Origin of the sequence: Enterobacter cloacae complex sp. IR5403 (assembly GCF_049238705.1) — a bacterium.
In the GTDB taxonomy this organism is placed as follows: domain Bacteria; phylum Pseudomonadota; class Gammaproteobacteria; order Enterobacterales; family Enterobacteriaceae; genus Enterobacter; species Enterobacter hormaechei_C.
On the sequence record NZ_JBMKHP010000014.1, the window covers coordinates 22,966 to 35,372 of the forward strand.

The window sequence follows — 12,407 nt, forward strand, 5'->3', positions numbered from 1 at the left end:
GAAAATGTGATGGCGATTAGCTATTCATAACTATGACAAATATGAACAGCTTCTGACATTTTGCATTTACGCGCCTGTGATGAAGTGCAGATATCGACATTCACAGGAGATCCGCCATGAGCAGAACCCCGGTTTTAGAGATGCGCCACATTGCCAAGACGTTTGGCAATTTCCACGCGCTCAAGGGCGTGGATTTGACGGTTTTCCCCGGTGAGATCCACGCGCTGATGGGGGAAAACGGCGCCGGAAAAAGCACGCTGATGAAGATCCTCGCAGGCGCCTATACCGCCAGCAGCGGCGACATCCTCATCGACGGTCAGCCGTTTCACATCAAAGGGCCGAAGGATGCGCTGGCCGCAGGCATTACCCTGATTTATCAGGAGATGCAGCTTGCTCCTAACCTGACCGTGGCGGAAAACATTTTTCTCGGCAGCGAGCTGTCGCGCGGCGGGCTGGTCCAGCGCAAAGAGATGGCTGCCCAGGCGCAGGCGGTCATTGACCGACTGGGCGCGCAGTTCAGCGCCACCGACCTGGTCATGAAGCTGACCATCGCCGAGCAACAGCAGGTGGAGATCGCCCGCGCCCTGCACCGCAACAGCCGCATTCTGGTGATGGATGAACCCACCGCCGCCCTCTCCTCGCGCGAAACCCACCGTCTGTTCGAACTGATTTTGCGCCTGCGCGATGAAGGGATGGCGATTATCTACATCAGCCACCGCATGGCGGAAGTGTATGAGCTTTCCGATCGCGTCAGCGTCCTGCGCGACGGGCAGTACGTCGGCAGCCTGACGCGCGACAAGCTCAACGCCTCCGAGCTGGTGCGCATGATGGTGGGCCGTCCGCTCAGCGATCTGTTTAACAAAGAGCGCGATATTCCGCTCGGCAGCCCGCGTCTGAACGTGCACCACCTCACGGATGGCAAAAAAGTGCAGCCGTGCAGTTTGCAGGTGCGCTCCGGTGAAATCGTCGGGCTGGCAGGGCTGGTCGGCGCCGGGCGTTCTGAGCTGGCGCAGCTGATCTTCGGCGTGCGCAAAGCCACCGGCGGCATGATTGAGGTGGACGGCGAACCGGTGGTGATCCACTCCCCGCGCGCGGCCATTGAGAACGGCATCGGTTTTCTTACCGAGAACCGCAAGGAGCAGGGGCTGTTTCTGGAGCTGGCGGCGCAGGAGAACATCACCATGGCGACGCTGGAGCGCGACGCCACCTTCGGCTGGCTGAACCGCAAAAAAGCGCAGTCTATTTCCGATGACGCCATCGCCCTGCTCAATATCCGCGTGCCGCATTCTCAGGTGCGCGCGGGCGGGCTCTCCGGCGGCAACCAGCAAAAGCTGCTGATCTCCCGCTGGGTGGCAATAGGCCCGCGCATTCTGATTCTGGACGAGCCCACGCGCGGGGTGGACGTCGGCGCGAAAAGCGAGATCTACCGCATCATGAACCAGATGGCGCGCAAAGGGGTGGCGATTCTGATGATCTCCAGCGAGCTGCCGGAAGTGGTGGGCATGAGCGACCGGGTGTACGTGATGCGGGAAGGCAGCATCGCGGGTGAACTCCACGGACGCGACATCTCTCAGGAAAACATCATGACGCTGGCAACCGGCGTGAACGACACACATCATCAGGCGGTGTAATTATGACAACTCCAACCCATCCGCAGCAGGTGGCGAAATCCGCCTCCGCCAAAAAAATGCTGATGAGCGATCTGATGCAAACGATCGGCATTTTGCCAATTTTAATCCTGATTGTGGCGGTATTTGGCTTTATCGCCCCAAACTTCTTCACCGAAAGTAACCTGCTCAATATTACCCGGCAGGCGTCGATCAACATCGTGCTGGCGGCGGGGATGACCTTCATCATCCTGACCGGCGGGATTGACCTCTCCGTGGGCTCGATTCTGGGTACTACGGCGGTAGCGGCGATGGTGGTCTCGCTTATCCCTGAATTTGCGATGCTCTCCATTCCGGCGGCGCTGATGCTCGGCATGGTGCTGGGGCTGTTCAACGGCGCGCTGGTGGCCTTTGCCGGGCTGCCGCCGTTTATCGTCACCCTCGGCACCTATACGGCACTGCGCGGCGCGGCCTACCTGCTGGCGGACGGCACGACGGTCATTAACTCCAACATCAGCTTCGAGTGGATCGGTAATAACTATCTTGGTCCCGTACCGTGGCTGGTGGTGATCGCCCTGGCGGTGATTGTGGTGTGCTGGTTTATTCTGCGTCGCACAACCCTCGGCGTTCACATCTATGCGGTCGGCGGCAATATGCAGGCGGCACGCTTAACCGGCATCAAGGTCTGGCTGGTGCTGCTGTTTGTCTACGGCATGAGCGGCCTGCTCTCGGGATTAGGCGGCGTGATGAGCGCCTCGCGCCTCTACAGCGCCAACGGCAACCTCGGCACGGGGTACGAGCTGGATGCGATTGCGGCGGTGATCCTCGGCGGCACCAGCTTCGTCGGCGGGATCGGCACGATCACCGGCACGCTGGTCGGCGCGCTGATTATCGCCACCCTCAACAACGGCATGACGCTGATGGGCGTCTCTTACTTCTGGCAGCTGGTGATCAAAGGGGCGGTGATCATCATAGCGGTGCTGATCGACAAATACCGTACCCGACACCATCAAAGTGCATAACAACAATACCCTACGTGAGGAATACAGCATGAGATTGAAGCCCTTAGTGACCGCGCTCTGTGCTGGCGCGCTGCTGGCCGCAACCCCGTTTGCGCAGGCAAAAGATCTGAAGTCCATCGGCGTGACGGTGGGCGACCTGGCTAACCCGTTCTTCGTGCAGATCACCAAAGGCGCCGAGCTGGAAGCGCGCAAGCTGGCGGGGGATAACGTCAAGGTGACGCTGGTCTCCAGCGGGTACGATCTGGGCCAGCAGGTGTCGCAGATCGACAACTTCATTGCCGCGAAAGTGGACATGATCATCCTCAACGCTGCGGATTCTAAAGGGATCGGCCCGGCGGTAAAACGCGCCAAAGAGGCGGGGATCGTGGTCGTGGCGGTTGACGTGGCGGCGGAAGGGGCCGATGCCACCATCACCTCTGATAACACCCAGGCGGGGGAGATGGCCTGTAAGTACATAACCGACCGCCTGAAAGGTAAAGGCAACGTGGTGATCATCAACGGGCCGCCGGTTTCTGCGGTACAAAACCGCGTGGAGGGCTGCCAGACCGAGTTCAGGCGCCACCCGGATATCAAAGTACTTTCGGATAATCAGAACGCCAAAGGCAGCCGCGAAGGCGGACTGGAGGTCATGACCTCCCTGCTGGCGGCCAATCCGAAGATCGACGGCGTATTCGCAATTAACGATCCGACGGCGATCGGCGCCGATCTGGCAGCGAAACAGGCGCAACGCAATGAATTCTTTATCGTTGGCGTGGATGGCAGCCCGGACGGTGAAGAAGCCCTGAAGCGCGAAAACTCCCTGTTTGTGGCGACGCCGGCGCAGGATCCGCAGGTGATGGCGGCGAAGGCGGTGGAGATCGGCTATGACATTCTTCAGGGCAAACCTGCGCCGAAAGAGCCTGTGCTGATCCCGGTGACGATGATCGATAAAAAGAACGTCGGCACGTATAAGGGGTGGACGGTTAAGTAACCCCGGTGCGGCCTGATGCCCTCACCCTAACCCTCTCCCACGGGGAGAGGGAACTTACTCCCCCTCTCCCTTGAGGGAGAGGGCCGGGGTGAGGGGGCGGCAAAAAACGCAAGGAGTTCCCATGAAACGCTCCGACATCAATGAAATCCTCGGCCACACGCGGCAGTTCTTCTCCATGCACGACGTGCATCTCCCGCCGTTTGCCAGCTTTCCGCCGACAAAATGGCAGCAGCTTGACCAGGCCGCCTGGCAGGAGGTGTTTGACCTCAGGCTCGGCTGGGACGTGACGGCGTTTGGCGGTAACAATTTTGCCGCACAGGGGCTGACGCTGTTCACCCTGCGCAACGGCTCCCCCAACGGCGTGCCTTATGAAAAGTGCTATGCCGAAAAAATCATGCACGTCCGCGACGGCCAGGTGACGCCGATGCATTTCCACTGGCGCAAGCGGGAGGACATCATCAACCGCGGCGGCGGGAATCTGATTATTGAGTTATGGAATGCGGGCGCGCATGAAGAGACCGAAAACACCGACGTGATCGTCACGATAGACGGTTGTCGGCAGACGCACGCGCCCGGTAGCCAGCTGCGCCTCACGCCAGGAGAGAGCATCTGCCTGACGCCCGGCCTGTACCACAGTTTCTGGGGCGAACGCGGCTTTGGCGACGTGCTGGTGGGCGAAGTGTCGTCGGTCAATGACGATGAACACGACAACCACTTTTTACAGCCCATTGACCGCTACAACACCATCGAAGAAGACGAACCGGCGGTGCTGGTGCTGTGCAACGAGTACACCCTGTTTCGGATATAAGGAGTGAATGATGCCATTGATTTCTCTTGCCGACGGTCTGGCACACGCCAGAGAACACCGCTACGCCCTGGGCGCGTTCAACGTTCTCGACTCCCATTTTCTGCGCGCGCTGTTTGCCGCCGCGAAGCAGGAACGTTCGCCGTTTATCATCAACATCGCGGAAGTGCATTTTAAGTACGTGTCTCTGGAGTCACTGGTGGAAGCGGTGAAGTTCGAAGCCGCCCGTCACGATATTCCCGTGGTGCTTAACCTCGACCACGGCCTGCATTTTGAGGCGGTGGTGCGCGCCCTGCGCTTAGGGTTCAGCTCGGTGATGTTCGACGGCTCGACGCTGAGCTATGAGGAAAATATCCGCCAGACCCGGGAAGTGGTGAAGATGTGCCACGCGGTGGGCGTCTCGGTGGAGGCGGAGCTGGGCGCAGTCGGCGGAGATGAAGGCGGCGCGCTGTACGGGCATGCGGACGAAGCGTTCTTTACCGACCCGCACCTGGCGCGCGAGTTTGTCGATTCAACCGGCATCGATGCGCTGGCGGTCGCCATTGGCAACGCGCACGGCAAATACAAGGGCGAGCCGAAGCTTGATTTCCCCCGTCTGGACGCCATTCGCCAGCAGACGGGCCTGCCGCTGGTGTTTCACGGCGGCTCTGGCATCAGCGATGCTGATTTCCGCCGCGCCATCGAGCTGGGCATTCATAAAATCAACTTCTATACCGGCATGTCGCAGGCCGCGCTCGCCGCCGTTGAGCAGCGCATGGCAAACCGCCAGCCGCTGTACGATGAATTTGCCGAACTACTGCTGGGCATTGAAGAGGCCATTACCGATACGGTCGCGGAGCAGATGCGCATCTTCGGCAGCGCGGGGCAGGCATAATGGAACGCAAAGGGATTATCGCCGCAGGCAACATGCTGGTGGATCACGTTCACCAGATCGTGCAGTGGCCGGAGCGCGGCTGGCTGGCGGAAATCACCCACAGTGAACGCTCAACCGGCGGTGCGCCGCTCAACGTTCTGCTGACGCTGGCGAAAATGCACGTTGGCCTGCCGTTACAGGCGGTGGGGCTGATTGGAGAAGACAGCGACGGAGACTATATTCTGGCGATGCTCGACCAGTATCACGTCAATCGCCAGCGCGTGCAGCGCACGACGTTCGCCCCAACGTCGATGTCGCAGGTGATGACCGACCCCAGCGGACAGCGCACCTTTTTTCACTCGCCGGGGGCCAACCGCCTGCTGGATCTTCCCGCCTTCGATCGTTTAGACGGATCGCTGAAGATCTTCCATCTCGGCTATCTGCTGCTGCTCGACAGCCTGGACATGCCGGACGAGGAGTTTGGCACCCGCAGCGCGCGGTTACTGGCACAGATGCGCGATCAGGGGTATGAAACCTCGCTCGATCTGGTCTCCCGCAAGGGCGATCCGCGCTATCAGCCGCTGGTGCTCCCTGCCCTGCGTCATCTTGATTATCTGGTGATTAACGAGCTGGAAGCCGGTGAGTTTAGCGGGCTTGAGATCCGCGACGGTCATGGTGCGCTGAACATGGTCCATATCGCCGACGCTGCCGCACAGTTGCTGGCGGCAGGCGTGCGGCAGCGGGTAGTGATCCACTGTCCGGAAGGGGCATGGGGTGAAGCGCCGGGTGAAAAAGGGCAATGGGTTCCTTCGTGGAAGCTGACGCAGGACGAGATTATCGGCAGCGTCGGTGCGGGCGACGCGTTTTGCGCAGGCTTTTTATACGGTTGCCATGAATCGCTGTCGCTTACCGAGAGTATTTATCTGGCGCACGCCTGCGCGCGGGCCAGCCTGCTGGCGGCCAATGCGATTGACGGCGCGAAAACGCTGGCCGAGCTTCAGGCGTTTATTCAGGAGAACGGTCAGGCGGCTTTCTCATGATGGGAAACGTCAGTGGCAAAAACATAGCCCAGACCGCGAATGGTTTTGATCAGCAAAGGCTGGTGCGGATTGACCTCAATTTTTCGCCGCAGCCGCATGATCAACACGTCGATAGTGCGGTCAAAGACCTCGGCGCTTTCGCTGTGGGTCAGCTCCAGCAGCTGTTCACGGCTCAGTACCCGGCGGGCGTTTTGCGTTAATGCCAGCAGCAGGCCGTATTCGCCCTGGGTTAACGGCACGGTATTACGCTGCGGATCGCTCAGCTCGCAGCGGGTGGTGTCCAGCGTCCAGCCGTTAAAGGCAATACCTTCAACGCGCGGCGCGGCAGGCTCCGCGTCCAGCGCGCCGGTACGACGCAGCACCGCCTTAACGCGGGCGACCACCACGCGCGGATTGAACGGTTTTCCGATGTAATCATCAGCGCCCATTTCCAGCCCGACGACCACATCTGATTCACTTCCCAGCCCCGTCAGCATCACCACCGGTAGCGATGGTCGCTGCTTTTGCAGTTGCAGCAAAACCTGTAATCCGTTGATATCCGGCAGCATCATGTCCAGCAGAACCAGCGCAATGCCGGGGTCCTGCTGGACACGGTTCACCGCGTCCTGACCGGTGTGACACGTCAGCACGGTAAAGACGTGCTCGCTGAGCACATCCTGTAGCAGTTCGCAGACTGCGACATCATCATCAACCACCAGAATCGCCGGTTTCATCGCATGCTTCCGTCAGGGAATTATGTTAAGTCTGAACCATTCTGCCGCTGGCTCCAGCCGAATTGTTTTTTACGTGACGGAAATTCAATCCATGTCACATCCCCTGCCCTTTCGACACGTCAATTTTGACGATTGGCTGTTTTTCGTCAGGGTTTTGCCCCGCAAAGGGTCGTAAAGTCAGGAAATACCCATAGTAAAAACATGGCATAGAAGCTGCATATTGGGCAGGTAAGAACTGTTTAACTGGAGCAAAGTGATGAAAAAAGTCGTCACGGTTTGCCCTTATTGTGCCTCAGGTTGCAAGATCCACCTGGTGGTCGATAACGGCAAAATCGTCCGGGCGGAAGCGGCGCAGGGTAAAACCAATCAGGGCACGCTGTGCCTGAAAGGGTACTACGGCTGGGATTTTATTAACGATACCCAAATCCTCACCCCGCGCCTGAAAACCCCTATGATCCGTCGCGAGCGCGGCGGCAAGCTGGAAGCCGTCTCCTGGAATGAAGCGCTGGATTACGTCGCCACGCGCCTCAGCGCCATCAAGGCCAAGTATGGCCCGGATGCGATTCAGACCACCGGCTCCTCACGCGGAACCGGGAATGAAACCAACTATGTGATGCAAAAATTCGCGCGCGCCGTTATTGGTACCAATAACGTCGACTGCTGCGCTCGCGTCTGACACGGCCCATCGGTTGCAGGTCTGCACCAGTCGGTCGGTAACGGCGCAATGAGTAATGCCATCAATGAGATAGATAACACCGATCTGGTGTTCATCTTCGGCTATAACCCGGCGGATTCTCACCCTATCGTCGCGAATCACGTTATTCGCGCCAAACAGAACGGGGCGAAAATCATCGTCTGCGATCCGCGCAAAATTGAAACCGCGCGCATTGCGGATATGCACATCGCACTGAAAAACGGCTCGAACATCGCGCTGTTGAATGCGATGGGGCACGTCATTATTGAGGAGAACCTCTACGACCAAGCGTTTGTCGCGAGCCGTACGGAAGGGTTTGAAGAGTATCGCAAGATTGTCGAAGGCTATACGCCGGATTCAGTAGAGGCGATCACCGGCGTCAGCGCACAGGAGATCCGCCAGGCGGCGCGGATGTACGCCGGAGCGAAAACCGCCGCCATTCTGTGGGGTATGGGCGTGACCCAGTTCTACCAGGGCGTGGAAACCGTGCGCTCGCTCACCAGCCTCGCCATGCTGACCGGCAATCTGGGTAAAGCGCATGTGGGCGTGAACCCGGTGCGTGGTCAGAATAACGTGCAGGGTGCGTGTGATATGGGCGCGCTGCCGGACACCTATCCGGGCTACCAGTACGTCAAATTCCCGGAAAACCGCGAGAAGTTTGCGAAGGCCTGGGGCGTGGAAAGTCTGCCGGCACACACCGGGTATCGCATCAGCGAGCTGCCGCACCGCGCGGCGCACGGTGAAGTGCGTGCGGCCTACATCATGGGTGAAGATCCGCTCCAGACCGACGCCGAACTGTCTGCGGTGCGCAAAGGCTTTGAGGATCTGGAGCTGGTGATTGTCCAGGATATCTTTATGACCAAAACCGCGGCGGCGGCGGATGTGATTTTGCCGTCGACCTCCTGGGGCGAGCATGAAGGTGTCTATACGGCGGCAGACCGCGGCTTCCAGCGCTTCTTCAAGGCCGTCGAGCCGAAGTGGGATCTGAAAACGGACTGGCAGATCATCAGCGAAATCGCCACCCGCATGGGCTACCCGATGCACTACAACAACACCCAGGAGATCTGGGACGAGTTGCGGCATCTGTGCCCGGACTTTTATGGGGCAACCTATGAAAAAATGGGTGAGCTGGGCTACATCCAGTGGCCGTGCCGGGATGAGTCAGAATCCGATCAGGGGACGTCATACCTCTTTAAAGAGAAGTTCGACACCCCGAACGGGCTGGCGCAGTTCTTCACCTGCGACTGGGTCGCGCCGATTGATAAGCTCACCGACGAGTATCCAATGGTGCTCTCCACCGTGCGTGAAGTGGGCCACTACTCCTGCCGCTCCATGACCGGCAACTGCGCCGCGCTGGCGGCGCTGGCGGATGAACCGGGCTACGCGCAAATCAACACCGCCGATGCCGAACGGCTCGGTATTGAAGATGAAGCGCTGGTGTGGGTGAACTCGCGTAAAGGCCGCATCATTACCCGCGCGCAGGTCAGCGACCGTCCGAACAAAGGGGCAGTCTACATGACCTACCAGTGGTGGATTGGCGCCTGTAACGAGCTGGTGACGGAGAACTTAAGCCCGATAACCAAAACGCCGGAGTATAAATACTGCGCCGTAAACGTGGAGCCAATAGCGGATCAACACGCTGCGGAACAGTATGTGATCGACGAATATAACAAGCTGAAAGCCCGCCTGCGCGAAAGCGCAATGGGATGAAGCCGTTAATTAATCGCTGACTAAATGGGGTGAGATATTCACCCCATTATTATTTATGGCATCGCTATTAATTACATCTATATATATTTCTGAAGGCGTCTCGCAGAAAAAATGTAATTTGCGCGAAAATTAATTACATCTTTGCATTTTAATTCAGCGAGATAAGATATGCGGCGGGTGCTTTAGACTTTCTGTCTTGAGCATTGTTGAGGGACAGAAAGTGGAAAGCCCCGGGAAATTTGCATTTACCCGAGGCTACCCCTCAACAACCAACAGGTTGAGAGTAGCCTCTTATTCTTTTTTTCACAAGGAGTAAAAGGCATGACGCCATTAAAAACTACGTTAGGCATCGTCTTTATTATTTGCCTGACGATAGTGATCTTTACCTTTATTACTCGCGATAAGCTCTGCGAGTTTTCAATAAAGAGTGAACATCAGGAGGTGGCGGCGAAATTAGCCTGTAACGCATGCTAACCTCTTCGGGCGGAACGCGTGTTCCGCCCGGCTTGTGGGATGCTGAGGTCTTAACGCACCCGTTTTTTTCTTCTGTCGCCGCGATTATACTGCGCGGCGTGTACCCAGATGATAAGAATCCATGAAAACCCTTTTTCTGATGTTGTTATTTTTAACCGCGTTAGCCCATGCCGATGAGATAGGCAGCCAGTATAAAAAGCAGGCTGAAGCGGGCGATGCGCGCGCGCAGTATTATCTTGCCGATACCTGGTTCAGTTCCGGCGACAGCGCGCAGGCGGCGCTGTGGGCGGAAAAAGCGGCGAAGGGCGGTGATGTCGACGCCATGGCGCTGCTGTCGCAAATCCACTTTTCGCAGGGCGACTATGCTCAGGCCAAAGCCCTGGCCCAGCAGGCAAACATTGCGGGCAGCAAACGCGGCGCAATCATGCTGGCGCGGGTGCTGGTGAACACGCAGGCGGGCAAAACCGACTACCCGCAGGCCATCGCACTGCTGCAATCGGCAACCGAAGACATCGATAGCGACTCGGCGGTAGACGCGCAACAGCTGCTGGGGCTGATCTATGCCAACGGCGTTGAAGTTCCTCAGGATGACGTGCAGGCCGCGTCGTGGTTCAAGCGCAGTTCGGCTCTGTCCCGGACGGGCTATGCGGAGTACTGGGCAGGAATGCTGTTCAGGCAGGGTGAGAAAGGCTTTATCACACCGAATAAGCAGAAAGCGCTTTACTGGTTAAACCTGAGCTGTACCGAAGGGTTTGATACCGGGTGTGAAGAGTTTGATGCGTTGAGCGGGGAATAAGTTGTTGCCCGGTGGCGCTGCGCTTACCGGGCCTACGGCTTATGTAGGCCGGGTAAGGCGAAGCCGCCACCCGGCATTTTTACATCACTGGTCAGCCGTCTTATCAAAACGACCCAGCACCTCGCGTTCATACGCCAGCGCTTTTTTACGGTCGAACTTGTGTTCCCACTTGGAGATAACCAGCACCGCCAGGGCATTACCCACCACGTTCAGCGCGGTACGCGCCATGTCGAGGATTCGGTCCACACCGGCAATAAATGCAAGCCCTTCCAGCGGAATACCGACGCTGCCCAGCGTCGCCAGCAGCACCACGAAGGAGACGCCCGGCACGCCTGCGATGCCTTTGGACGTCACCATCAGCGTCAGAACCAGCACGATCTCCTGCCACAGCGACAGGTCAATGCCGTACAGCTGCGCAATAAAGATCGCCGCAATACTCTGATACAGCGTCGAACCATCCAGGTTAAAGGAGTAACCCGTTGGCACTACGAAGCTGGTAATGGACGCCGGCGCACCGTAGGCCTCCATCTTCTCAATGATACGCGGCAGTACGCTCTCGGAGCTTGCCGTGGAGTACGCCAGAATCAGCTCATCCTTCAGGATGCGGATCAGGATCCAGATGCTCAGGCCGCACAGCCGCGCCACAATGCCCAGCACCACCAGCGCGAAGAACAGGATCGCGAAGTGCACCAGAATCACCAGCTTCGCCAGCGGCCACAGTGAGGCAAAGCCGAAGTTCGCCACGGTCACTGCAATCAGCGCGAATACCCCGACCGGCGCATAGCGCATCACCATATGGGTGACTTTGAACATGGTTTCGGAGATAGATCGGAACACGGTGACCAGCGGTTCACGGTGCGTCGCGGGCAGGGAAGAAAGCCCCAGACCAAACAGCACCGAGAAGAAGATGATCGGCAGCATCTCGCCCTTCGCCATGGACGCGATAATGTTGGTCGGCACCAGCGACAGGATAGTCCCCATCAGCCCATGCGAATGGCTCTGCACATCGGCGGTTGTGCTTTGGTATTTCGAAATATCCACCGTCGCCAGCTGCGACATATCGATCCCGGCACCAGGCTGGAACACGTTCGCCAGGGTGATGCCAAGTACGATGGCAACCGTGGTGATCACTTCGAAATAGAGAATGGTTTTAACGCCGATACGGCCTAACTGTTTCGCATCACCGACACCCGCGATACCGACCACCAGCGTCGAGATCACAATCGGCACAACAATCATCTTGATCAGATGAATAAAGATATCGCCCGCAGGCGAGAGAAGGTTCGCAATCAGCCACTCGCGGCTGTCGCTATGATAATGGAGGTAACTGCCCAGCAAGATGCCCAGCACAAGGGCCAGCAGGATCTGCCAGGCCAGGCTGACTTTCAAATTTTTCATAGAAACTGACTTCCTCAATGAAATCTCCGTACCATCAAAACTGCATGAATATGGAGACATACTGAAAGGGTATGAATTGTGTTGCGTTGGTTTATGGGATTTTTTAACGCGCCGTATGAGTATCATTTGCACGGCATGCTGCGCAAGCCTTAAAGAACAAGGCATTTCACTGCAAAAAGCGTCATTGACGGTAATTTATAGCAATTCGCATAAATAACCGTTTGTTATACAAAATATTTTCACTTCAAAAAAGTGAATAATTCTTCAGATGAATTATTTCTCTTCAAAGTTTCATTCGCTCAATTTTCATACTCTTCAGACATTG

At 57.5% G+C, this 12,407-nt stretch carries 11 protein-coding genes; 9 read left to right on the forward strand and 2 right to left on the reverse strand.

Annotated features, from left to right (window positions below; all coding sequences use genetic code 11):
* Nucleotides 1–116 precede the first annotated feature (116 nt).
* From ACOTW6_RS17255 to ACOTW6_RS17280, 6 genes are all read left to right on the forward strand, one after another.
* Complete coding sequence (locus tag ACOTW6_RS17255) at nucleotides 117–1,631, forward strand: sugar ABC transporter ATP-binding protein (RefSeq protein ID WP_003860238.1); 1,515 nt, start codon at nucleotides 117–119, stop codon at nucleotides 1,629–1,631.
* A 2-nt stretch (nucleotides 1,632–1,633) separates the two neighbouring features.
* Nucleotides 1,634–2,629, forward strand: a complete 996-nt coding sequence (locus ACOTW6_RS17260; RefSeq protein ID WP_006810448.1) for an ABC transporter permease subunit — start codon at nucleotides 1,634–1,636, stop codon at nucleotides 2,627–2,629.
* A gap of 28 nt (nucleotides 2,630–2,657) precedes the next feature.
* Nucleotides 2,658–3,599, forward strand: coding sequence for an ABC transporter substrate-binding protein (locus ACOTW6_RS17265; protein ID WP_003860240.1), 942 nt, complete (start codon nucleotides 2,658–2,660; stop codon nucleotides 3,597–3,599).
* 121 nt (nucleotides 3,600–3,720) lie between these two features.
* Entirely contained in the window at nucleotides 3,721–4,407 is a 687-nt protein-coding gene (locus tag ACOTW6_RS17270; protein WP_047052233.1) for a D-lyxose/D-mannose family sugar isomerase, read from the forward strand.
* Between the two features lie 10 nt (nucleotides 4,408–4,417).
* Nucleotides 4,418–5,278 carry a ketose 1,6-bisphosphate aldolase gene (locus ACOTW6_RS17275; protein ID WP_213789388.1) on the forward strand — a complete coding sequence of 287 codons (861 nt, stop codon included), beginning with the start codon at nucleotides 4,418–4,420 and terminating at the stop codon, nucleotides 5,276–5,278.
* Nucleotides 5,278–6,297, forward strand: a complete 1,020-nt coding sequence (locus ACOTW6_RS17280) for a carbohydrate kinase family protein (protein WP_023295771.1) — start codon at nucleotides 5,278–5,280, stop codon at nucleotides 6,295–6,297. The genes ACOTW6_RS17275 and ACOTW6_RS17280 overlap by 1 nt, the downstream gene beginning before the upstream one ends.
* Here the strand turns inward: ACOTW6_RS17280 and ACOTW6_RS17285 are convergent.
* The gene (locus tag ACOTW6_RS17285) at nucleotides 6,279–7,010 is read right to left on the reverse strand and encodes a response regulator (protein WP_032104458.1); all 732 of its coding nucleotides are present in this window, start codon (nucleotides 7,008–7,010) and stop codon (nucleotides 6,279–6,281) included. The genes ACOTW6_RS17280 and ACOTW6_RS17285 overlap by 19 nt on opposite strands.
* Before the next feature lie 256 nt (nucleotides 7,011–7,266).
* On the opposite strand from ACOTW6_RS17285, the gene fdhF reads away from it, so the two are divergent.
* The 3 genes from fdhF to ACOTW6_RS17300 all read left to right on the forward strand — a co-directional run bounded on the left by fdhF (nucleotide 7,267) and on the right by ACOTW6_RS17300 (nucleotide 10,684).
* Nucleotides 7,267–9,414 (forward strand): formate dehydrogenase subunit alpha, encoded by a 2,148-nt coding sequence (gene fdhF / locus ACOTW6_RS17290; RefSeq protein WP_213789382.1) that lies wholly within the window; start codon nucleotides 7,267–7,269, stop codon nucleotides 9,412–9,414.
* 321 nt (nucleotides 9,415–9,735) lie between these two features.
* Nucleotides 9,736–9,888: a Hok/Gef family protein gene (locus tag ACOTW6_RS17295; RefSeq protein ID WP_213789381.1), complete on the forward strand. Its 153-nt coding sequence runs from the start codon at nucleotides 9,736–9,738 to the stop codon at nucleotides 9,886–9,888.
* 121 nt (nucleotides 9,889–10,009) lie between these two features.
* A complete protein-coding gene (locus tag ACOTW6_RS17300) occupies nucleotides 10,010–10,684 on the forward strand; it encodes a tetratricopeptide repeat protein (RefSeq protein WP_213789380.1) in 675 nt (224 codons plus the stop codon).
* Between the two features lie 84 nt (nucleotides 10,685–10,768).
* Here the strand turns inward: ACOTW6_RS17300 and gltP are convergent, their stop codons facing one another.
* The gene (gene gltP, locus ACOTW6_RS17305; protein ID WP_047052227.1) at nucleotides 10,769–12,082 is read right to left on the reverse strand and encodes a glutamate/aspartate:proton symporter GltP; all 1,314 of its coding nucleotides are present in this window, start codon (nucleotides 12,080–12,082) and stop codon (nucleotides 10,769–10,771) included.
* Between the last annotated feature and the right edge of the window lie 325 nt (nucleotides 12,083–12,407).

Bases quoted from the DNA above. Each gene is read 5' to 3' on its own strand.
- ACOTW6_RS17255 (WP_003860238.1), top strand. From the start codon at position 117: ATGAGCAGAACCCCGGTTTTAGAGATGCGCCACATTGCCAAGACGTTT.
- ACOTW6_RS17260 (WP_006810448.1), top strand. From the start codon at position 1,634: ATGACAACTCCAACCCATCCGCAGCAGGTGGCGAAATCCGCCTCCGCC.
- ACOTW6_RS17265 (WP_003860240.1), top strand. From the start codon at position 2,658: ATGAGATTGAAGCCCTTAGTGACCGCGCTCTGTGCTGGCGCGCTGCTG.
- ACOTW6_RS17270 (WP_047052233.1), top strand. From the start codon at position 3,721: ATGAAACGCTCCGACATCAATGAAATCCTCGGCCACACGCGGCAGTTC.
- ACOTW6_RS17275 (WP_213789388.1), top strand. From the start codon at position 4,418: ATGCCATTGATTTCTCTTGCCGACGGTCTGGCACACGCCAGAGAACAC.
- ACOTW6_RS17280 (WP_023295771.1), top strand. From the start codon at position 5,278: ATGGAACGCAAAGGGATTATCGCCGCAGGCAACATGCTGGTGGATCAC.
- ACOTW6_RS17285 (WP_032104458.1), bottom strand. From the start codon at position 7,010: ATGAAACCGGCGATTCTGGTGGTTGATGATGATGTCGCAGTCTGCGAA.
- ACOTW6_RS17295 (WP_213789381.1), top strand. From the start codon at position 9,736: ATGACGCCATTAAAAACTACGTTAGGCATCGTCTTTATTATTTGCCTG.
- ACOTW6_RS17300 (WP_213789380.1), top strand. From the start codon at position 10,010: ATGAAAACCCTTTTTCTGATGTTGTTATTTTTAACCGCGTTAGCCCAT.
- gltP (WP_047052227.1), bottom strand. From the start codon at position 12,082: ATGAAAAATTTGAAAGTCAGCCTGGCCTGGCAGATCCTGCTGGCCCTT.